Raw genomic sequence first — 19,490 nt, 5'->3', positions numbered from 1 at the left:
GGCAATGGAAAAACAAAAGGCGAGACGATGCATCATCCAAGCTTTCCAGCCAGTTTTAGCCTTTGACCGCTTTCACGATCTTTTGCGCGCCATCTTTCAGGTCGTCCGCAGCGATCACGTCCAGGCCGGAGTTGTTGATGATGGCTTTGCCTTCTTCAACGTTTGTGCCTTCCAGACGGACAACCAGCGGAACCTGCAGGCCGACTTCCTTCACGGCTGCGACCACGCCTTCGGCGATGACGTCACAGCGCATGATGCCGCCGAAGATGTTGACCAGAATACCTTTGACCTGCGGGTCGGAGGTGATGATCTTGAACGCTTCGGTCACTTTCTCTTTGGTGGCACCACCACCAACATCAAGGAAGTTCGCAGGCTCGGCACCGTAAAGCTTGATGATGTCCATTGTGGCCATCGCCAGACCGGCACCGTTCACCATGCAGCCGATTTCACCGTCCAGAGCGATGTAGTTCAGGTCGTACTTGGACGCCTCGAGCTCTTTGGGGTCTTCTTCGGTGGTGTCGCGCAGATCGGCAATATCGCCGTGGCGGTACATCGCGTTGCCGTCAAAGCTGACTTTGGCGTCCAGCACTTTGAGGTCGCCGCTGTCGGTGACGATCAGCGGGTTGATTTCCAGCATTTCCATGTCTTTTTCGACGAAGGCTTTGAACAGCTGGCCCATCAGGGTCACACATTGTTTGACCTGCTTGCCTTCCAGCCCCAGGGCGAAAGCAACGCGGCGGCCGTGGTAGGGCTGGAAGCCCGCGGCGGGGTCAACAGAGAAGCTGATGATTTTCTCGGGGGTGGACTCGGCTACTTCTTCGATGTCCATGCCGCCCTCGGTGGAGCAGACGAACCCGATGCGCGAGGTCTGGCGATCCACCAGCAGCGCGAGGTACAATTCGGTTTCGATGCCTGAACCGTCTTCGATGTAGATCCGGTTGACCTGTTTGCCCGCGGGGCCGGTCTGATGCGTGACCAGGGTGCGGCCCAGCATTTTCTTGGCTTCTTCGGCGGCTTCTTCAACCGATTTGGTCAGGCGTACACCGCCTTTGTCGCCAGCATCGGCTTCTTTGAAAGACCCCTTGCCGCGGCCACCTGCGTGGATCTGCGCCTTGACGACCCAAAGAGGTCCGTCCATCTCGCCTGCGGCTGTTTTCGCTTCTTCAGCTTTCAGCACGACCCGGCCGTCGGATACTGGCGCGCCGTAGCTACGCAAAAGGGCTTTTGCCTGATATTCGTGGATGTTCATAAAAAACGGTCCCGTCTTTGTTCCAGTCTAATCGCGGTATACGATTGAGTCTTGATACTCGGTAAACAGTTTTTCGGAGAAATACAGGGTTTTCCAGATAAAAGCGACATTTGTGATCACACGAATTTCGCGTGTGATCACAAAATAGCGCTAACGGTGGAAAATCTGCGGAATGTTGCCGACGCAGCGGCTGTCGCGCTCGGAAACCCCACGTTTTAAGGGTCGAACGCGACATATAGTTGTTTGTTTTGCGACCGGTCAGCCGTCGTCAAGGGGTCGTCCTACTTGGGAATCAGTGCCCAGTAATCGAGATCGAGCAGGACATCGGGCAGGTATTTGCCGTCTTCACCCTTCAGCTTGAACGGCTCTCCGCCTTTGGTGGCAACCAAGCGCAAGCGCAATGCGCCGACGCCGGGTTTGTCGGTATCGGCTTTGTCCAGAACCTCGGTCCAGGCGCGGATTGTGTCGCCAGACAGGCAGGGGTTCGCATGCGCCCCGCCGTTCAGCCCCACTATCATCTGCGCATTGGCCAGCCCGTTGAACGACAGCGCCCGCGCCATAGAGATCACGTGACCGCCATAGATCAGCCGCGACCCGTCGGGGCGGGCAGAGGTGTCAAAGTGCACTTTCGCCGTGTTCTGCCACAGGCGGGTGGCCATCATATGCTCCGCCTCTTCGACGGTGACGCCATCCACGTGGTCGATCATCTCGCCCACGGTATAATCGCCCCAGCGATGCGCCTCGCCCGCGAGGGTAAAGTCGTAATTGCTGAAGTCGAGCGTTTCGGGAATCGACAGATCTTCAACCGTCAGCGCCTTGGGCAGATCAGGCACGATAGTTTCGGGGGCAGGGGCGTCGACATCGCGTTTGCGCACCATTACCCAGCGGACATACTCCAGAACTTTCGTGTCGTTCTGGTTAAAGCCGGTGGTGCGTACATAGACGACCCCGGTTTTCCCGTTCGAGTTCTGCTTGAGCCCGATCACCTCGGATTCAGATCGCAGCGTGTCACCTGGCCAGACCGGCGCCAGCCAGCGCCCCTGCGCATAGCCAAGGTTGGCGACCGCATTCAGCGATACATCCGGCACGGTTTTCCCGAACACGATGTGAAAGGTGATCATATCGTCCAACGGGCTGGCAGGCAGGCCGCAGCTTTGGGCAAACTGGTCAGAGGAATAAAGCGCATGACGTGCGGGATACAGCGCGTGGTACAGCGCGCGTTCACCATCCTTGACCGTGCGGGGCACCGCATGATGCAGCGTCTCGCCTACTTTATAGTCCTCGAAGAAACGGCCCTTGTTGGTCTTTGCCTGTGCCATCAATGCGCCCCCAGTTTGGTGTCGGGCGTATAGGTGCCTTCGACTTCCTTGGTCACGGCCTGACCGCAACGCATGACATTTGCCTTGGCATCCCATGTCTGCGTGGGCGTGCCGTAAAGCTCCCACCCCTTGTTCAGCGCGTCGGTGACCTTGTGGCAAAAGGCGGAAGTGTCCTCTTCGGACAGGAAACGATAGAGTTTCATGGGGGTTCTTTCAGTAACTCAGGAAAAGGGAGAGACGCCAAGCAGGGTATGGATCGCGGTCACAACGACCAGCATCACCAGCGTGATCACCGCAAGGCGGATATAGGTGGCCTTGCCCGCGGGGGCAGGGGGTGTCCAGTTGTGTTCCGCGCGGTTGATCAGGATCACGGAACCGACCGCCCAAGCCAGCATAGAGCCAAACAGCAGGATAGAGGCGAGATCCCCGTTCACCAGCAAATGCGCGACTGCCCAGATTTTAACGGCCATCAGCTGCGGGTGGCGGGTTTTATAGGCGGGCCAGGCCTTGGCCCCTTTGGCCGCACTGGACCCGTAGACCCAGAATGCCAGCACCATCAGCAGGTTGTTCAGATGCGTGAGGAAGGGCGGGGGCGTCCAGACGGGGATAAACTCGGCCCCGCGGTATCCGATAATGATCATGACCAGCGCCGCCACGATGGCGACGGCGATGATGCCTTTGCCCTGTCGGCCCATAGCTGCGCGCTGGTCCGGCATGAAACGACGGAAATAATGGGCACCGACCCATAAGATCAGACCAAGGATCAAAAGTGCCATCATCAGGTTTACTCCGTTTGCAGGGCCGCGATCGCGTCCAGCTTTGCCAATGTTTCGCGTGCGGTGGCGACATGCAGGTTTTCAACGATGCGCCCGTCCACAACGGCCACACCCTGACCTGTCGCCTGCATTTCGTCAAACGCCTCGATCTGGCGGCGCGCCAGATCGGCTTCGGCCTCGGAGGGGGAGAATGCCTCGTTCGCGACGTCCAGCTGCGCGGGGTGGATCAAGGTCTTGCCGTCAAAGCCCATGTCGCGGCCCTGATCACATTCAACGCGGTGGCCTTCGTCATCCTTGAACGCATTGTAAACGCCATCGACAATCGCGATGCCGTTGGCCTTGGCTGCCAGCACGCATAGGCCAAGCCCGGTCATCAGGGGCAGGCGGTCGGCGCGCACGCGGGTTTGCAGGTCCTTGTTCAGGTCGTTGGTGCCCATCACCATACATTGCAGCTTGGGATGCGCGCCAATCGCGGCGGCATTCAGCATCGCACCCGGCGTTTCCATCATCGCCCAAAGCGGGATGTCGCCCGTTATTTCCGCCAGTGCGTCCAGATCGGCGGGGCTGCCGACTTTGGGCAGCAAAATGGCGTCGCAGTCCATTTTCGCCGCGGCGCGGGCATCGTCGGCACCCCATTCGGTGTCCAGCCCGTTGATGCGGATCACCTTATACCGGCTGCCATAGCCGCCGTCTCTCAGCGCCGTGGCGAGTGTTTCACGTGCAGCGGTTTTCTCTTCCGGAATCACAGCGTCTTCGAGGTCAAAGATAATCGCATCGGCCGGCAGCCCGCGAGCTTTGTCTAACGCGCGGTCCTTGGAGCCGGGGATATATAGAACGGAACGCAGGGGGCGGGTGATTTTCGACATTTGCGACTCTCCAAGAAATAATGTTGCGTGCAGGTCTGCATTTTTAGACGAAAACTTCAAGCGCAAACGCGCCGCAGCGCAGCGTCAGATAATTTGCGGCTTTAACGCGGCCTTCAGGTTTTGCTGCCAGAAGGAAAGGCGTCATGGTGCGAGTGTAAGTGTAAGAGGTGTAGAATGGTAAAACTGTTTAACCTGATCGGGCTGGCAACTGCCGCGGCGGCGGTGGTGGCGCTGACGCAGGATGTCGCGGCGGGAACGCGAACCGCAGGTTGTGACGGATGCCACAAGATTTCCGCGAAAATTTCGCACCCGCCGCAGGATCAACAAACTAAGGAGGCGGGCCCCATTTGATATGTCATAGATTATAAAAGCGGCGAAAAAAGACGCGGATCGCCGGAACGCAATCGCCACATCATCGTTGATATCACAACCGAGTGATTATCACCCGGAACTTCTAAAGGAGTATCAACAATGAAACGTATTCTTGGCACAACCGCAATCATCCTGAGCTTGACTGGTCCCGCATTTGCAGATGCACATGCAGCTGGTTTTGGTACCGTGACAGCGCAAGAAACTGACTTCTTCGCGTCCGACCTGATCGGCATGCGTATCTACAATTCCGAGACAGAAGTCGAAGCAAACTCCACCATCGCCGCTGACGGCGAAAAGGAATGGGACGACATCGGCGAGATCAACGACGTCCTGCTGGATTCCGAAGGCAACGTTAAGGCCGTTATTCTCGGCATTGGCGGCTTCCTCGGCATGGGTGAGCGTGACGTAAGCGTGAACATGGACGAGATTCGCATCGTGACCGAAGAAGGTGACAGCGACGACCGTTTCCTCGTGGTGAACACAAGCAAAGAGATGCTTGAAAAAGCCCCAGCGTTCGAACGTATGGACGACGAAGCTGACATGGAAACCGAAGCAAACATGGACGCCAACGCCGACATGAACGCTGAGACAGATATGGCAGCGACCGACATGAACGCCGAAACTGAGGTCGACACAGAGACCGAAATGGAAGCGGATGCCGAAGCACTGGCAAACGAAGCTGAAATGGAAGCCGAAGAAGCAGCCGCTGAAACAGAGCAGGCCGTTGATGAAGCAACCACTGAAATGGCCGAAGGGGCAAACGAACTTGAGCAAGACATGGAACGCCCCATGCTGACAGCCCCAGCGGTTGAGCGTGAAGGCTACGCCAACGCCACAGCTGATGAAGTTGCCGCGCTGACAGCAGAAGACCTTGAAGGGTCCTATGTTTACGGTGCCAACGACGAGACCGTCGGTGAAATCGGTGCCCTCGTTATGGGTGACAACGGCGAAGTTGGCCAAGTTGTGATCAACGTCGGTGGTTTCCTGGGCATTGGCGAAAAGCCAGTAGCCGTTACATGGGACGAGCTGCAAATCATGAAGAACGCTGAAGGCGACGACTTCCGCATCTACATCGACAGCAGCGAAGAAGCGCTGGAAGCACAGCCCGAATACCAAGGCTAAGCTGAACGCTCAGTCAAATTCGGCAATAGCTTGCTGAAAAGCTGACCAAGACGGGATCGTTTCGAAAGAAACGGTCCCGTTTTTTATGGCTCTGCGCGATGTGACGTGATGCCGGACCAAGCGCAACTTGCACGGTGCGCTTCATTTCGGTATCCCGAAGCGAAATGTAACCCTGTCGGAGTATACCACATGGCCAGACCCAAGATCGCGCTTATCGGCGCAGGGCAAATCGGGGGCACGCTTGCCCATCTCGCAGCAATCAAGGAACTGGGCGACGTTGTCCTGTTCGACATCGCCGAAGGTATCCCACAGGGTAAGGCCCTCGATATCGCAGAATCGGGCCCATCCGCCAAATTCGACGCGACCATGACCGGCGCGAACGACTACTCTGAAATCGCTGGCGCAGACGTTTGCATCGTGACCGCCGGTGTTGCGCGTAAGCCCGGTATGAGCCGTGATGACCTGCTGGGAATCAACCTGAAGGTCATGAAATCGGTTGGCGAAGGCATTGCTGCCCACGCACCAGACGCATTCGTTATCTGCATCACCAACCCGCTGGACGCGATGGTTTGGGCGCTGCGCGAATTCTCCGGTCTGCCTCACCACAAGGTTTGCGGTATGGCCGGTGTGCTTGATTCGGCACGCTTCCGTCACTTCCTCGCGACTGAATTCAACGTCTCCATGAAAGACGTCACTGCCTTTGTACTGGGCGGCCACGGCGATACAATGGTGCCCCTGACGCGCTATTCCACCGTTGCGGGTATCCCACTGCCTGATCTGGTAAAAATGGGCTGGACCACACAGGATAAGCTGGACGCGATCGTTCAGCGGACCCGTGATGGCGGTGCCGAAATCGTTGGCCTGCTGAAAACCGGTTCGGCGTTCTACGCGCCTGCGACATCGGCAATCGAAATGGCCGAAGCCTATCTGAAAGACCAAAAACGCGTTCTGCCATGCGCCGCCTATGTTGACGGTGCCTATGGTCTGGACGGCTTCTACGTCGGCGTGCCCACCGTGATCGGTGCTGGTGGCGTCGAACGTGTGGTCGAGATTGCGATGAACAAGGACGAACAGTCCATGTTCGACAACTCTGTGAACGCCGTCAAAGGCTTGGTCGATGCGTGCAAAGGCATCGATGAATCGCTGAAGTAATACCCCTAAGGTGCAGCGGGCGGGTGTGGTCGAGATCACGGTAAACCCCGCCCGCTGCACCTGCACTTGCTATTGGACGATCCCGCGAGGTGAAGCCAAAGCCGCTTGCTCCCCCGTTCAGATCAGTCTCCGCAGGTAGCCAAATCTGCCGCGTCGCAAGTTGAAGACATGCGCATCATGCGGCGCGCAAACGAACACTTGGGGCTGAGTTTTCGCCCAAACCGTCGCCGAAAAGCCCGATGAATTTGGTTGGCTTTAGTGCTTGTGATCACAGCTTGAAAATTAGTGATCACAAATTGTGGAAATGTCCGGCGCTAACCGAAGGGTTTGGGCAACTGCGCCAATAAACCGCTTCAAATTCACGCCTCTGGACGTGACAGTCCCAAAAATACCGTTATCTATGACCGCAACCTGACGAGAAAAGGAATCCATCATGGCAGATGTGAACCGGGGCAACCGCCCGCTGTCACCCCACCTGACGATCTATCGCCCGCAACTGACCTCCATGACGTCGATCCTGACGCGGATCACCGGCAACGCGATGCTGGTTGCCGCGCTGCTGATCGTCTGGTGGTTCCTCGCGGCGGCAACGTCGGCGGAGTATTTTGATATCGCGAACGGTTTCATCACCAGCTGGTTCGGTGATCTGGTCATGTTCCTGTCGCTGCTGGGGCTGTGGTATCACACGCTGGCCGGTATCCGGCACCTGATCTGGGACAACGGCTATGCGCTGGATATCCCGACGGCTGAAAAGCTGGGCTGGGCCGCGCTGATCGGTTCAGTCGTTTTGACCATTATCACCGCGCTGATCATCTGAGGGATAGACACATGGCTTATTTGACAGACCGCAAACGCGCTATGGGCATGGGCTCGGCCAAATCGGGCACCGCACATTTCTGGGCGATGAAAGTCAGCTCTGTTGCGCTGCTGATCCTGATCCCGCTTTTCGTCTTTACCTTCGGGTCCGCCCTTGGGGGCACCTACGAAGAGATCATCGCCTACTACAGCAGGCCTTTCCCCGCGATCGTCGCCGCCCTGACGCTGATCGTTGGCTTCAAACATTTTAACGACGGTGTCCAAGTGCTGATCGAGGATTACGTCCACGGGCTGTCGCAGAAGGTTGCGATCATCCTGATGACCTGCCTCAGCTATGGTGCGGCCGCGATTGGCGTTTTCGCCATCGCCCGCATCGCGCTTTAACACACGCCTACGCTATACCGGAGACCGAGACATGGCTGCATATGAATATGAAACGCATGAATATGATGTCGTTGTCGTGGGGGCTGGCGGCGCTGGCCTGCGTGCGACACTTGGCATGGCAGAGCAAGGGCTGAAAACAGCCTGCGTGACCAAAGTTTTCCCGACCCGTTCGCACACGGTTGCGGCGCAGGGCGGTATCGCGGCGTCGCTGTCCAACATGGGCCCCGATAACTGGCAGTGGCATATGTATGACACGGTCAAGGGCTCTGACTGGCTGGGTGACACCGATGCGATGGAATACCTCGCACGCGAAGCCCCAAAAGCGGTGTACGAGCTTGAACACTACGGTGTGCCTTTCTCGCGGACCGAAGCGGGCAAGATCTACCAGCGTCCCTTCGGCGGCCACACCACCGAATTCGGCGAAGGCCCCCCCGTGCAGCGGACCTGTGCCGCCGCCGACCGGACCGGCCACGCGATCCTGCACACGCTTTATGGTCAGTCGCTGAAGCATAACGCGGAATTCTACATCGAGTATTTCGCCATTGATCTGATCATGTCGGATGATGGCGTGTGTCAGGGTGTGCTGTGCTGGAAGCTGGACGACGGCACCATGCACCTGTTCAGCGCCAAGATGGTTGTTCTGGCGACAGGTGGCTATGGCCGTGCCTATTTCTCGGCGACATCGGCGCATACCTGCACCGGCGACGGCGGCGGTATGGCGGCGCGTGCGGGCCTGCCTTTGCAGGATATGGAATTCGTGCAATTCCACCCCACCGGCATCTATGGCGCGGGCTGTCTGATCACCGAAGGCGCGCGTGGCGAAGGCGGCTATCTGACCAACTCCGAAGGCGAACGCTTTATGGAGCGGTATGCCCCCACCTACAAAGACCTTGCCAGCCGTGACGTTGTTTCGCGCTGTATGACGATGGAAATCCGCGAAGGCCGCGGTGTGGGCGAGAACAAAGACCACATCCACCTGCACCTGAACCACCTGCCCAAGGAAACGCTTGATCTGCGTCTGCCCGGTATCTCTGAATCCGCGCGCATCTTTGCAGGGGTGGACCTGACCAAAGAACCGATCCCGGTTCTGCCGACGGTACACTACAACATGGGCGGTATCCCCACCAACTATTGGGGCGAAGTGCTGGCACCGACCGAAGACGCGCCGGACCGCGTGGCACCGGGCCTGATGGCCGTGGGCGAAGCGGGCTGTGCCTCGGTACACGGGGCGAACCGCTTGGGTTCGAACTCTCTCATTGACCTTGTGGTCTTTGGCCGTGCCGCCGCGATCCGCGCGAAAGAGGTCGTTGACGCAGAGGCCCCCGTACCGACGCCGAACCAGAAATCGGTCGATGCCGCCTTTGAACGCTTCGACAGCCTGCGCTATGCCAAGGGCCAGATCCCGACCGCCGAGCTGCGGCTTGAAATGCAGAAAACCATGCAGGCCGATGCTGCGGTTTTCCGTACCGACAAGACGCTGAACGAAGGCAAGGTCAAGATGGACGAGGTCGCCGGCAAGATCGCTGACCTGCACGTGACCGACACATCGCTGGTCTGGAACTCTGACCTGATGGAAACGCTTGAGCTGACCAACCTGATGCCGAACGCTGTGGCCACAATCACCGCCGCTGCCGCCCGCAAGGAAAGCCGCGGGGCGCATGCCCACGAAGATTACCCTGATCGCGACGACGAGAACTGGCGCAAGCACAGCCTCGCGTATTTCGACGGGAACGCGGCAACGCTCAGCTACCGTGGTGTGCACCTTGATCCGCTGACCGAGGAATCCGAAGGCGGGATCGACATGAAAAAGATCGCACCCAAAGCACGGGTCTATTGATCTGAAACCCTGCCTCCGCTTTTGGGGGCAGGGGACCAAACCGGGGGCCGTGCCCTCGTCCTGCAGGCGGAGGGCAGGCGACATGAAACAGTTTATCGCTATGACCATGATTTTGGCCGCGTCCGCTTGTGCGCAAGCAACGCAGCAGGTCGACAGCATCGCCCGCGAAGGCACCAAGGGGGTCATTACCGAAACCCTTGCCACGCGCTTTCCGCAGGTGCCCAAGCAGCTGATCACGCCCTTCACCGATTGTATCGTCGACAATGCCGATGCGGCTCAGGTGCGCGTTTTCGCCAAATCCGCCGTGATCGGCGTGGATGACACCACCGTCGCCACCGTGCGCGCGGTACTGTCACGCCCCGAAACCGTGCAATGCCTGTCGCGTTCCGCTGGCAGCGTCCCGGGGTTGCTGGGCTAATGGGTCACCCGAACGTCACGCCGGATACGCAGGGCAAGGATGCAGGCCATATGGCCGATCTGCGCGCGCAATTCCGTGACGGGGACACCAGCGAACGCACCCGCATCAAGGCGCAGCTTGGCCCCACACAGGTGGAGTTCGCTGACATCCGCATGGTGGTGGACCCGCGCGATAACTACACCGAAACCTGCCTTTGGCTGAACGAATACCCGCCCGAGATCAAATCGCTGGTGGCTTTGGTCGAACTGGTGGAAGACCGCAACATGCTGGTCTTTGACATCGGTGCCAACTGCGGGGCCTATTCGATCCCGCTGGCGATGGCCGCAGGCGACGGGTCGCGCGTGGTGGCATTCGAACCCAACCCGCTGATGATTGGCCGGCTTGGCATGAACATCGCGCTGAACAATCTGACCGATCGTGTCCGTATCGAAGGCTGCGCGCTGTCCGACCGCGAGGGGGAGGCGATGCTGAACTTCCGCGGGCACAATTACGGTCAGGCATCGCTGCTCCCGATCGAGGGCAAGCAACAGAACGGCGGCGTGCTGGTGCCCACACGGCCCCTGTCCGCCTTTACACACGCCGCACGGCACCATGACGGCACGATCCTCAAGATCGATGTCGAAGGGGCCGAGGAGGTCGTGCTGAACCCCATCCTCGCGCAGGGCAAATCCGGCGGCTGGCTGCCGGATGCGATCTTGATAGAGGTCCGCCATGCGGATCAGTGGGACGGCGACCTTTGTGCAGAGATACTGGCCGCCGGGTACCGTCAAACCCTGCGCGCCGAGGGAAATGCGCTTTACATCCGAAAGACGTAAGCGCCAGAATTGTAACGAACTGGGCAACTGCCCGACAGACCAGGAGAAGCGATATGGTTCAACTCACGCTCCCCAAGAACTCCCGGATGACGACCGGTAAAACATGGCCCAAACCCGAAGGTGCCAAGAACCTGCGGCAGTTCCAGATCTATCGCTGGAATCCGGATGACGGAAAGAACCCGGCCATCGACACGTATTTCGTCGATATGGACACCTGCGGCCCGATGATTCTGGACGCGCTGATCAAGATCAAGAACGAGATCGACCCGACCCTGACCTTCCGCCGGTCCTGCCGCGAAGGCATCTGCGGATCCTGCGCGATGAACATCGACGGGATCAACACGCTGGCCTGTACCTATGGCGTGGACGAGGTGAAAGGCGCGGTGAAGATCTATCCGTTGCCACATATGCCCGTGGTCAAAGATCTGATCCCCGATCTTACGCATTTCTACGCGCAGCACGCCTCCATCCAGCCGTGGCTTGAAACCAAGACGGCAGAGCCCGCGAAAGAATGGAAACAGTCGATCGACGACCGTGCCAAGCTTGACGGGCTTTATGAGTGCATCATGTGCGCCTGCTGCTCGACATCCTGCCCCAGCTACTGGTGGAACGGCGACCGCTACCTCGGGCCAGCCGCATTGCTGCATGCCTACCGCTGGATCATCGACAGCCGCGATGAAGCCACAGGCGAACGTCTGGACGATCTGGAAGACCCGTTCAAACTGTACCGCTGCCACACCATCATGAACTGCGCCAAGACCTGCCCCAAGGGCCTGAACCCTGCCGCAGCCATCGCCAATATCAAGAAGATGATGGTCGAACGCACCGTTTGATCCCATCGCAACCTGCGCCTCCCGCTGCCCATTGGCGCGGGGGGCGTGACATGTGCTCCCTATGATCCTGATTGCCTTTGCCATCGCTTTTGCGATCGTCGCCTATTTTGCCTACCGTGATAAGGGGGTGCGTGGATGCCGCTGGCGCAAGGACAGTACCCGCGACAAAGGCAGCCTGCAGTTCTACCACTGTGTCGCCTGCGGAGCAGAGGCCTATACCGCCACCCAATCGGCCCCCCGCGACTGTAAGGCCAATGTCGGCGGCCGGCCTCTCTGACGCCGTGCGCGATGGCCTCAGGATCGGACCCAACCGTCAGGAGTTTCCGCTATGACACCGCCCCATGATGCCGACGCCCGCCGCGCTGTTGCGCCCGTGATCTGCTATCCCGTCGAGACGCTGCCCGTGCCTGACATGGCACTTTACGGGCGCGCGCGCGAAACGCTGACCAAAGTGGACGAGGTCACCGTCGCCCCCCGGGAGGCAAGCTGCTTTACCGTGCCTGCGGGGCATTTTTTTCGGATCACCTCGGTCGAGGGGCCACAGGTCGGTGACCTGAACCTCTGGTCGCAAAATGATCTGTCCGAGCGGTTCTACTCCGGCAAAACCCGCGCGCTGCATGGCACGCATATCACCACTGGACAGCGCATGTGGAGCAGTTTTCCCACGCTGCGCCCTATGGCGACGCTGACCCATGATACGCTCGACTGGTACGGCATGGATGCCTTCGGCGGCTCGGTGCATGATGTGATCGGCACGCGCTGTGATCCCTATACCAACCAACTGTTGTCGGGCGGGCAATACCACCATTGCTGCCACTCCAACCTGATCCGGGCCTTGGCGGATCATCAGGGCATGTCCTACGCCGAGGCAGAGCCTTTCGTGCATGACGTGCTGAACGTCTTTATGTGCACCGGCTTTACCCGCGACACCGGCCAGTATTTCATGAAGGCTAGCCCCGTGCGCCCCGGCGACTACCTTGAGTTTTTCGCCGAGATCGACCTGCTTGGCGCGCTCAGCGCCTGTCCGGGGGGGGATTGCTCCGCCAAACACTCCTCGGACGTTGCCGCCTGCTATCCGCTGCTGGTAGAGGTGTTCGCCCCCGCCAAAGGCGCGCTTGAGGGGTGGCAAAGCCCGCCTCCCAACGGCTACGACCGCAGCCACGGGGGCTAAGGGATCGGGATAGCGCCCGGCCGTGCTTCCAAATGGATATAAATCCCCCGCGGAGCGTCCGACGGGGGATCATCGCGCATCAGCTGTTGGGGAAAGCCGCCTGTAGCGCGATTTCTACCATATCGCCAAAGGATTTCTCGCGCTCTTCCGCGGGCAGCGCTTCGCCGGTTTGCAGGTGGTCGCTGACCGTCAGCACCGCCAGCGCACGGCGTTTGTGACGCGCGGCGAGGGTATAAAGCTCTGCCGCTTCCATCTCGACGCCCAGAATACCGTGGCGGGTCATCTGCTCGTCCAGATCGGGGCGTTCGGCATAAAAGACATCCGAAGAATAGATCCCGCCGACATGGGTTTTCGTGCCTTTCGCCTCTGCCGCGTCCACGGCAGCACGCAGCAGGGACCAATCGGCGCAGGGGGCGTAATTCATCTCGCGGAAGATACCGGAAGAAGGCGAGGTAATTGTCGTGGCGGTCATGGCAATAATGACATCGCGAATACCAACCTGCGGCTGCATCCCGCCACAAGATCCAATCCGAATAAGGGTTTGCGCGTTGTATTCGGAAATCAATTCATTGGCATAAATCGACAGCGAGGGCATCCCCATGCCAGAGCCTTGAATAGTGACGCGGTTGCCATTCCATGTGCCGGTGAAACCCAGCATGCCGCGCACTTCATTTACAAGTTTTGCATCTTTAAGGAATGTTTCAGCAGCCCATTTCGCGCGATACGGGTCGCCGGGCATAAGGACTGTTTCGGCAATATCGCCGGGTTTTGCGCCAATATGAATTGTCATGGGATGCTCTTTATATTTCCAAAGCCAAGAGGATGCGCCGAGGGGACGCAATAATCGCACGCGGTGCGCAGGTCAGGCCGATTTACAGTTCCAACGTTTCCGGATCGGTGCCGCTGGCGATCAGGTCGCGGAACCAGTTGGGCTGGCGGCCCTTGCCGGTCCATGTCTGGCTGGGGTCTTCTGGGTTGGCGTATTTCGCGGCAGCTTTCGCGGCTTTGCCCTTTTTCGCACCGCCGGATACTTCATCCAGCGAGAACCCGTATTCGGCGGCTGCTTTTTCAGCGGCTTTGCGGGCTTCTACGCGGTCGCGTTCATATGCGTTTTTAATCGCCATCTTCACGTCTTCCAAATGCTGTTCCAGCTGTTTGTGGGACATTGTGCTTAGATCAATACTCATTCTCGTTCATTCCTTTGTCGAAAAGCCAATTAATGCTTTACGCCAAAAGAATGAACAAACAAAGAGTTTTTGAATTGGCCGCTTTTTATTCGGCGGCCACAGTTTCGGGATCGGCGAGTGTGACGATGTCTGCCATAATTGTATTCAATTCAAAGTCTTTCGGCGTGTAAACGCGGGCGACTCCCATAGCGCGCAATCTTTTGGCGTCTTCTTCTGGAATAATACCACCCACGATTACGGGAATGTGATCCAATCCGGCGGCGCGCATTTGTTTCATTAAATCCTCGACCAATGGAATATGTGATCCCGAAAGAATCGAAAGCCCGACAACGTGATGTTCCCCTACAGCGGCGGCGGAAACAATTTCCGACGGCGTCAGGCGAATACCCTCATAGGCAATTTCCATGCCGCAATCGCGGGCGCGGACGGCGATCTGTTCCGCGCCGTTCGAATGGCCGTCGAGCCCCGGTTTCCCGACAAGGAAACTCAGCCGGCGGCCCAGGCGGCTGCTGACGGCGTCCACGGCGTCGCGCAGGTCGTCCAGCCCCTCGGTCTTGTTTGACCGGCCAGAAGCAACGCCTGTTGGCCCACGGTATTCACCGTGCACGCTGCGCATCTGTTCGGCCCATTCGCCGGTGGTAACCCCCGCCTTGGCGGCGGCGATAGAGGGCTCCATTACATTGCGCCCTTCGGCAGCGGCGGCGCGCAGATCGGCCAGCGCCTTGTCCACGGCGGCCTGATCACGGCTGTCGCGCCATGCGTTCAGACGGTTGATCTGGTCGGCCTCGACCGCGGGGTCCACGACCATGATGCCGCCATCGCCCGTCATCAGCGGCGAGGGTTCGCCCTGTTGCCATTTATTCACGCCCACGACGATGGTCTCGCCGGCCTCGATCCGACCCAGACGGTCCGCGTTGCTTTCGACCAGACGCGACTTCATATAGTCAATCGCCGAAATCGCGCCGCCCATATCGTCAAGGTTCGCCAGCTCGGCCCGTGCGCCCTCTTTCAGCGCTTCGACCTTGCGGTCCACGGCGGGGTTGCCATCGAACAGGTCGTCAAACTCCAGCAGGTCGGTCTCGTAGGCCATGATCTGCTGCATCCGCATCGACCATTGCTGGTCCCACGGGCGCGGCAGGCCAAGCGCTTCGTTCCACGCGGGCAGCTGCACGGCGCGGGCGCGGGCGTTCTTTGACAGGGTCACCGCCAGCATCTCGATCAGGATGCGGTAGACGTTATTTTCGGGCTGCTGTTCGGTCAGCCCGAGCGAGTTCACCTGCACCCCATAGCGGAAGCGGCGATATTTCGGGTCTTCAACGCCATAGCGGTCGCGGCAGATTTCGTCCCAAAGGTCGCCAAAGGCGCGCATCTTGCACATCTCGGTGACAAAGCGGATGCCCGCGTTCACAAAGAAAGAGATCCGCCCCACCAGCATGGGGAAGTCCTCTTCGGGGACGCGGGGGCGCAAGGCGTCCAGTACGGCGGTGGCGGTGGCAAGGGCAAAGGCCAGCTCTTGCTCGGGCGTGGCACCGGCCTCTTGCAGGTGGTAGGAACAGACGTTCATCGGGTTCCACTTGGGCACGTTGGTATAGCAATACTCGGCCACATCCGCGATCATCTTGAGAGACGGGGCAGGCGGGCAGATATAGGTGCCACGCGACAGGTATTCCTTGATCAGGTCGTTCTGCACGGTGCCTTGCAGCTTGGACACATCCGCGCCCTGTTCCTCGGCCACAGCAATATACAGCGCCAGCAGCCACGGCGCGGTGGCGTTGATCGTCATCGAGGTGTTCATCTGTTCAAGCGGGATATCCTTGAACAGGCTGCGCATATCGCCCAGATGCGCCACGGGCACGCCCACTTTGCCGACTTCGCCGCGCGACAGGATGTGATCGCTGTCATATCCGGTCTGGGTGGGCAGGTCGAAGGCGACCGACAGGCCGGTCTGCCCTTTCAAAAGGTTCGCGCGATACAGCGCATTGGATGCCTCGGCGGTGGAGTGTCCGGCGTAGGTGCGGATCAGCCAGGGGCGGTCTTTTTGCGGTTGCGACATGGGGCGGCCTTTCGTGAATCGAATGGGTAATATTCTTGCGCTGGTCGATTGATACGTGAAATAATCAGGCGCTGTCAATTCGCTGCATTGCGGCATGGGTGAAAGCCGCTGCGTTACGGTCGCGTGTGCCTTGCCTAGGGGTGCCCTATGTGTGGTTGACTGTTTTGTGTTGCCCAGACAGCGCGGGTCCTGCAAGGGTTGGGCGATGACGCAAACGATTGAACTTCCCGTCTGGCTTTTCGCGGTGATCCTGCTGTTCGCGGCTGTGACCGCGCTTAGCCATTTTTTGTTGCCCTCGGTCCGGTGGTTCTTTCGCAGACGGCTGGAGAAAGCTGTCGCGCAGCTGAACACGCGGCTGACCCGCCCGATTGAACCGTTCAAGCTGGCGCGGCGGCACGATATGATCCAGCGGCTGATCTATGACCCGCAGATCAGTCAGGCGATTGTGGATCACGCGCGCGCCGAAGGTATCCCCGAGAACGTCGCTTCCGAACAGGCGCGCCGCTATGCCCGCGAGATCGTCCCGAGTTTTAGCGCCTTTGCCTATTTCAGCTTTGGCATCCGGCTGGCGCGGTTTCTGGCGAATGCGCTGTATGATGTGCGCACCGGATCGCGCAACGGCGCGGTGATCGAAGGTATCCCGTCAGAGGCCACGGTCATCTTTGTGATGAACCACCGTAGCAACATGGACTACGTGCTGGTGACCTACCTCGCGGGGGAGGCGTCGGCGCTCAGCTACGCTGTGGGGGAATGGGCGCGTGTCTGGCCGCTCAGCCGGTTGATCCGGTCGATGGGGGCGTATTTCATCCGGCGCAAGTCGCGCGGCGCGCTGTATCGCAAGGTCTTGGCCCGCTATGTGCAGATGGCAACCGAAGGCGGGGTGACCCAGGCGATTTTCCCCGAGGGCGGGCTGAGCCTGAACGGCAAGTTGATGCCGCCCAAGATGGGTCTGCTTGGCTATGTGCTTGAGGCAGAGTTGAAAGACCGCGATGTCGTCTTTGTGCCGGTGGCGATCAACTATGACCGTGTGCTGGAAGACCGCGTGTTGATTGCTGCGGACGCGGCAGGCACGCGCCGCTTCGATGCGCAAATCACGGTCATCTTGAAATTCATTGTTCGCAAGATCTGGCTGCGTATGCGCGGCAAATTCCTGCGCTTCGGCGAGGCTGTGGTCGTGTTTGGCACGCCGGTGCATTTGCGCGACTATGGCGACGCGCCGAATGTGGACGGGCTGGCGCAGGATCTGATGGGGCGGATCGAACACGAGATGCCGCTGTTGTTCGTGCCCTTGCTGGCGCGGGTGCTGTTGCTGGCGGAAAAGCCGCTGGATGGCGTCGCGCTGGAACAGGAAATGCAAGGCATGGCAGCGCGGGCCTCTGACGAGGCTTCGGTTGTGGCGCAGGACTTCGCCGCCAATGTCGCCAGAGCACGCGATCATCTGGTGCAGCGCGGGATGATCACGGCGTCCGATCGTGGCTATGCCCCCGCCGACGGGCAACGCCCCGCCTTGCGGTTCTACGCCAACTCTATCGCCCATTTCTTTGACAGATAGGTCACACAAGCAAAACTGCTGCCGAAATTGCTGCGACTGCAAAGTCATAAAATTACAATTACAGGTCAAATGGTGTTGCATTGTTGCGCGAAGGATCATATTCCACCAGTAGACGCCGCGATTCTGCACTGCGGCACAAACCTATTCTGACTGTGGAGACCGACATGGCCTTGGACACGAATATCGCGCAATACGACGCACCGGAAAAAGACCTTTACGAGATCGGGGAAATCCCGCCGATGGGCTACGTTCCAAAGCAGATGTACGCATGGACCATCCGCAAGGAACGCCACGGGAACCCCAATACCGCGATGCTCGAAGAGGTCGTGGACGTGCCGACGCTCGACAGTCACGAGGTGCTTGTCCTCGTGATGGCGGCGGGTGTGAACTATAACGGTGTCTGGGCTGCCTTGGGCAAACCCATCAGCCCCTTCGACGGCCACAAGCAGCCCTTCCACATTGCGGGCTCTGACGCGTCGGGCATCGTCTGGGCGGTCGGCGACAAGGTAAAACGCTGGAAGGTCGGCGACGAAGTCGTGATCCATTGCAACCAGGATGACGGCGACGACGAAGAGTGCAACGGCGGCGATCCGATGTATTCCCCCAGCCAGCGTATCTGGGGCTACGAGACCCCCGACGGATCCTTCGCCCAGTTCACCAATGTGCAGGCGCAGCAGCTGATGCCACGCCCCAAGCACCTGACATGGGAAGAGGCCGCTTGCTACACGCTGACGCTGGCCACGGCCTACCGGATGCTGTTCGGCCACGAGCCTCATGACCTGAAACCGGGCCAGAACGTGCTGGTCTGGGGCGCCTCGGGCGGTCTGGGGTCCTATGCGATCCAGCTGATCAACACCGCTGGCGCGAATGCGATTGGTGTGATCTCGGATGAATCCAAGCGTGACTTTGTCATGGATCTGGGCGCCAAGGGCGTTCTGAACCGGAAGGACTTCAACTGCTGGGGCCAGATGCCCACAGTGAACACGCCCGAATATGCGGCTTGGTTCAAAGAGGCGCGCAAGTTCGGTGCCGCGATTTGGGAGATTACAGGCAAGGGCGTGAACGTCGACATGGTGTTTGAGCACCCCGGCGAGGCGACGTTCCCTGTTTCCACCTTCGTCTGCAAAAAGGGCGGCATGGTCGTAATCTGCGCGGGGACTTCGGGTTTCAACCTGACGTTCGACGTGCGCTATATGTGGATGCACCAGAAGCGTTTGCAGGGCAGCCACTTTGCCCACCTCAAGCAGGCGTCCGCCGCCAACAAACTGATGGTGGAGCGCCGTCTTGATCCGTGCATGTCCGAAGTGTTCACCTGGGCCGATCTGCCCGACGCGCATATGAAGATGATGGCGAACGAGCATAAGCCGGGCAACATGTCGGTACTGGTGCAATCGCCCAAGACCGGCCTGCGCACGCTCGAAGACGCGCTGGACGCGAAGAAATAAGTCGGTGGCCCCCGTTCAGGGGGTGCTGACAACCGGCTGACCAGACACCCGCGCACCAATCCATCGGTGCGCGGGTGTTGTCGTATTTGGCATCACGCGGCGGTTTGGCACGGGCTGATTGCG

21 protein-coding genes are annotated in these 19,490 nt (G+C 59.3%); 13 read left to right on the top strand and 8 right to left on the bottom strand.

Annotated features, from left to right (window positions below; genetic code table 11):
* Nucleotides 1-55 precede the first annotated feature (55 nt).
* From sucC to IV89_RS14420, 5 genes are all read right to left on the bottom strand, one after another.
* Nucleotides 56-1,249 carry an ADP-forming succinate--CoA ligase subunit beta gene (gene sucC / locus IV89_RS14440; protein ID WP_005851509.1) on the bottom strand — a complete coding sequence of 398 codons (1,194 nt, stop codon included), beginning with the start codon at nt 1,247-1,249 and terminating at the stop codon, nt 56-58.
* 281 nt (nt 1,250-1,530) lie between these two features.
* A complete protein-coding gene (locus IV89_RS14435; protein WP_037943255.1) occupies nt 1,531-2,568 on the bottom strand; it encodes a MaoC family dehydratase in 1,038 nt (345 codons plus the stop codon).
* Nucleotides 2,568-2,771 (bottom strand): DUF1737 domain-containing protein, encoded by a 204-nt coding sequence (locus IV89_RS14430; RefSeq protein ID WP_009826044.1) that lies wholly within the window; start codon nt 2,769-2,771, stop codon nt 2,568-2,570. The genes IV89_RS14435 and IV89_RS14430 overlap by 1 nt, the downstream gene beginning before the upstream one ends.
* A gap of 18 nt (nt 2,772-2,789) precedes the next feature.
* Nucleotides 2,790-3,347, bottom strand: coding sequence for an NnrU family protein (locus IV89_RS14425; protein ID WP_037943256.1), 558 nt, complete (start codon nt 3,345-3,347; stop codon nt 2,790-2,792).
* Nucleotides 3,348-3,352: 5 nt separating this feature from the next.
* The gene (locus IV89_RS14420) at nt 3,353-4,210 is read right to left on the bottom strand and encodes a CoA ester lyase (RefSeq protein ID WP_037943258.1); all 858 of its coding nucleotides are present in this window, start codon (nt 4,208-4,210) and stop codon (nt 3,353-3,355) included.
* Between the two features lie 174 nt (nt 4,211-4,384).
* Between IV89_RS14420 and IV89_RS14415 the strand changes: the two genes are divergently transcribed.
* The 11 genes from IV89_RS14415 (at nt 4,385) to IV89_RS14365 (ending at nt 13,130) form a co-directional block, all read left to right on the top strand.
* On the top strand, nt 4,385-4,561 hold the full coding sequence (locus IV89_RS14415; protein ID WP_005851518.1) for a hypothetical protein: 177 nt from the start codon (nt 4,385-4,387) through the stop codon (nt 4,559-4,561).
* Nucleotides 4,562-4,681: 120 nt separating this feature from the next.
* Nucleotides 4,682-5,704: a PRC-barrel domain-containing protein gene (locus tag IV89_RS14410; protein WP_037943259.1), complete on the top strand. Its 1,023-nt coding sequence runs from the start codon at nt 4,682-4,684 to the stop codon at nt 5,702-5,704.
* 189 nt (nt 5,705-5,893) lie between these two features.
* Nucleotides 5,894-6,856: a malate dehydrogenase gene (gene mdh / locus IV89_RS14405; RefSeq protein WP_037943261.1), complete on the top strand. Its 963-nt coding sequence runs from the start codon at nt 5,894-5,896 to the stop codon at nt 6,854-6,856.
* Nucleotides 6,857-7,289: 433 nt separating this feature from the next.
* Complete coding sequence (gene sdhC / locus IV89_RS14400) at nt 7,290-7,673, top strand: succinate dehydrogenase, cytochrome b556 subunit (protein WP_005851524.1); 384 nt, start codon at nt 7,290-7,292, stop codon at nt 7,671-7,673.
* Nucleotides 7,674-7,684: 11 nt separating this feature from the next.
* Complete coding sequence (gene sdhD / locus IV89_RS14395; protein ID WP_037943262.1) at nt 7,685-8,056, top strand: succinate dehydrogenase, hydrophobic membrane anchor protein; 372 nt, start codon at nt 7,685-7,687, stop codon at nt 8,054-8,056.
* A gap of 31 nt (nt 8,057-8,087) precedes the next feature.
* A complete protein-coding gene (gene sdhA, locus IV89_RS14390; protein WP_005851527.1) occupies nt 8,088-9,893 on the top strand; it encodes a succinate dehydrogenase flavoprotein subunit in 1,806 nt (601 codons plus the stop codon).
* 82 nt (nt 9,894-9,975) lie between these two features.
* The gene (locus IV89_RS14385; RefSeq protein WP_005851528.1) at nt 9,976-10,311 is read left to right on the top strand and encodes a hypothetical protein; all 336 of its coding nucleotides are present in this window, start codon (nt 9,976-9,978) and stop codon (nt 10,309-10,311) included.
* Nucleotides 10,311-11,126, top strand: a complete 816-nt coding sequence (locus IV89_RS14380; RefSeq protein WP_037943264.1) for an FkbM family methyltransferase — start codon at nt 10,311-10,313, stop codon at nt 11,124-11,126. Before IV89_RS14385 ends, IV89_RS14380 begins: the two co-directional genes overlap by 1 nt.
* 53 nt (nt 11,127-11,179) lie before the next feature.
* The gene (locus IV89_RS14375; protein ID WP_037943266.1) at nt 11,180-11,959 is read left to right on the top strand and encodes a succinate dehydrogenase iron-sulfur subunit; all 780 of its coding nucleotides are present in this window, start codon (nt 11,180-11,182) and stop codon (nt 11,957-11,959) included.
* Nucleotides 11,960-12,020: 61 nt separating this feature from the next.
* The gene (locus tag IV89_RS14370; protein WP_037943268.1) at nt 12,021-12,236 is read left to right on the top strand and encodes a hypothetical protein; all 216 of its coding nucleotides are present in this window, start codon (nt 12,021-12,023) and stop codon (nt 12,234-12,236) included.
* Between the two features lie 51 nt (nt 12,237-12,287).
* The gene (locus tag IV89_RS14365; protein ID WP_037943269.1) at nt 12,288-13,130 is read left to right on the top strand and encodes a DUF1989 domain-containing protein; all 843 of its coding nucleotides are present in this window, start codon (nt 12,288-12,290) and stop codon (nt 13,128-13,130) included.
* A gap of 79 nt (nt 13,131-13,209) precedes the next feature.
* Here the strand turns inward: IV89_RS14365 and deoD are convergent, their stop codons facing one another.
* The 3 genes from deoD to IV89_RS14350 form a co-directional block, all read right to left on the bottom strand.
* Complete coding sequence (gene deoD / locus IV89_RS14360) at nt 13,210-13,920, bottom strand: purine-nucleoside phosphorylase (protein ID WP_005851536.1); 711 nt, start codon at nt 13,918-13,920, stop codon at nt 13,210-13,212.
* An 82-nt stretch (nt 13,921-14,002) separates the two neighbouring features.
* Entirely contained in the window at nt 14,003-14,317 is a 315-nt protein-coding gene (locus tag IV89_RS14355) for an H-NS histone family protein (RefSeq protein ID WP_005851537.1), read from the bottom strand.
* Between the two features lie 85 nt (nt 14,318-14,402).
* The gene (locus IV89_RS14350; protein WP_081858770.1) at nt 14,403-16,466 is read right to left on the bottom strand and encodes a protein meaA; all 2,064 of its coding nucleotides are present in this window, start codon (nt 16,464-16,466) and stop codon (nt 14,403-14,405) included.
* 109 nt (nt 16,467-16,575) lie between these two features.
* On the opposite strand from IV89_RS14350, the gene IV89_RS14345 reads away from it, so the two are divergent.
* Both IV89_RS14345 and ccrA read left to right on the top strand, forming a co-directional pair.
* Nucleotides 16,576-17,922: a 1-acyl-sn-glycerol-3-phosphate acyltransferase gene (locus tag IV89_RS14345; protein ID WP_037943274.1), complete on the top strand. Its 1,347-nt coding sequence runs from the start codon at nt 16,576-16,578 to the stop codon at nt 17,920-17,922.
* A gap of 164 nt (nt 17,923-18,086) precedes the next feature.
* Nucleotides 18,087-19,367, top strand: a complete 1,281-nt coding sequence (ccrA, locus tag IV89_RS14340) for a crotonyl-CoA carboxylase/reductase (protein WP_009826059.1) — start codon at nt 18,087-18,089, stop codon at nt 19,365-19,367.
* Nucleotides 19,368-19,490: the final 123 nt, after the last annotated feature.

It is taken from the genome of Sulfitobacter sp. CB2047 (assembly GCF_000735125.2).
Taxonomy (GTDB): Bacteria; Pseudomonadota; Alphaproteobacteria; order Rhodobacterales; family Rhodobacteraceae; genus Sulfitobacter; species Sulfitobacter pontiacus.
Note: the sequence above shows the minus strand (reverse complement) of the source record. Positions and strands in the feature narration are given on the sequence as shown.

Excerpts from the sequence above, each read along its gene's own strand:
- IV89_RS14435 (WP_037943255.1), bottom strand. The coding sequence starts at position 2,568 with ATGGCACAGGCAAAGACCAACAAGGGCCGTTTCTTCGAGGACTATAAA.
- IV89_RS14430 (WP_009826044.1), bottom strand. The coding sequence starts at position 2,771 with ATGAAACTCTATCGTTTCCTGTCCGAAGAGGACACTTCCGCCTTTTGC.
- sdhA (WP_005851527.1), top strand. The coding sequence starts at position 8,088 with ATGGCTGCATATGAATATGAAACGCATGAATATGATGTCGTTGTCGTG.
- sucC (WP_005851509.1), bottom strand. The coding sequence starts at position 1,249 with ATGAACATCCACGAATATCAGGCAAAAGCCCTTTTGCGTAGCTACGGC.
- ccrA (WP_009826059.1), top strand. The coding sequence starts at position 18,087 with ATGGCCTTGGACACGAATATCGCGCAATACGACGCACCGGAAAAAGAC.
- IV89_RS14410 (WP_037943259.1), top strand. The coding sequence starts at position 4,682 with ATGAAACGTATTCTTGGCACAACCGCAATCATCCTGAGCTTGACTGGT.
- IV89_RS14345 (WP_037943274.1), top strand. The coding sequence starts at position 16,576 with ATGACGCAAACGATTGAACTTCCCGTCTGGCTTTTCGCGGTGATCCTG.
- IV89_RS14380 (WP_037943264.1), top strand. The coding sequence starts at position 10,311 with ATGGGTCACCCGAACGTCACGCCGGATACGCAGGGCAAGGATGCAGGC.
- IV89_RS14415 (WP_005851518.1), top strand. The coding sequence starts at position 4,385 with ATGGTAAAACTGTTTAACCTGATCGGGCTGGCAACTGCCGCGGCGGCG.
- IV89_RS14385 (WP_005851528.1), top strand. The coding sequence starts at position 9,976 with ATGAAACAGTTTATCGCTATGACCATGATTTTGGCCGCGTCCGCTTGT.
- IV89_RS14355 (WP_005851537.1), bottom strand. The coding sequence starts at position 14,317 with ATGAGTATTGATCTAAGCACAATGTCCCACAAACAGCTGGAACAGCAT.
- sdhD (WP_037943262.1), top strand. The coding sequence starts at position 7,685 with ATGGCTTATTTGACAGACCGCAAACGCGCTATGGGCATGGGCTCGGCC.
- IV89_RS14350 (WP_081858770.1), bottom strand. The coding sequence starts at position 16,466 with ATGCCGCAATGCAGCGAATTGACAGCGCCTGATTATTTCACGTATCAA.
- IV89_RS14420 (WP_037943258.1), bottom strand. The coding sequence starts at position 4,210 with ATGTCGAAAATCACCCGCCCCCTGCGTTCCGTTCTATATATCCCCGGC.
- deoD (WP_005851536.1), bottom strand. The coding sequence starts at position 13,920 with ATGACAATTCATATTGGCGCAAAACCCGGCGATATTGCCGAAACAGTC.
- IV89_RS14365 (WP_037943269.1), top strand. The coding sequence starts at position 12,288 with ATGACACCGCCCCATGATGCCGACGCCCGCCGCGCTGTTGCGCCCGTG.
- IV89_RS14370 (WP_037943268.1), top strand. The coding sequence starts at position 12,021 with ATGATCCTGATTGCCTTTGCCATCGCTTTTGCGATCGTCGCCTATTTT.
- IV89_RS14425 (WP_037943256.1), bottom strand. The coding sequence starts at position 3,347 with ATGATGGCACTTTTGATCCTTGGTCTGATCTTATGGGTCGGTGCCCAT.
- mdh (WP_037943261.1), top strand. The coding sequence starts at position 5,894 with ATGGCCAGACCCAAGATCGCGCTTATCGGCGCAGGGCAAATCGGGGGC.
- IV89_RS14375 (WP_037943266.1), top strand. The coding sequence starts at position 11,180 with ATGGTTCAACTCACGCTCCCCAAGAACTCCCGGATGACGACCGGTAAA.
- sdhC (WP_005851524.1), top strand. The coding sequence starts at position 7,290 with ATGGCAGATGTGAACCGGGGCAACCGCCCGCTGTCACCCCACCTGACG.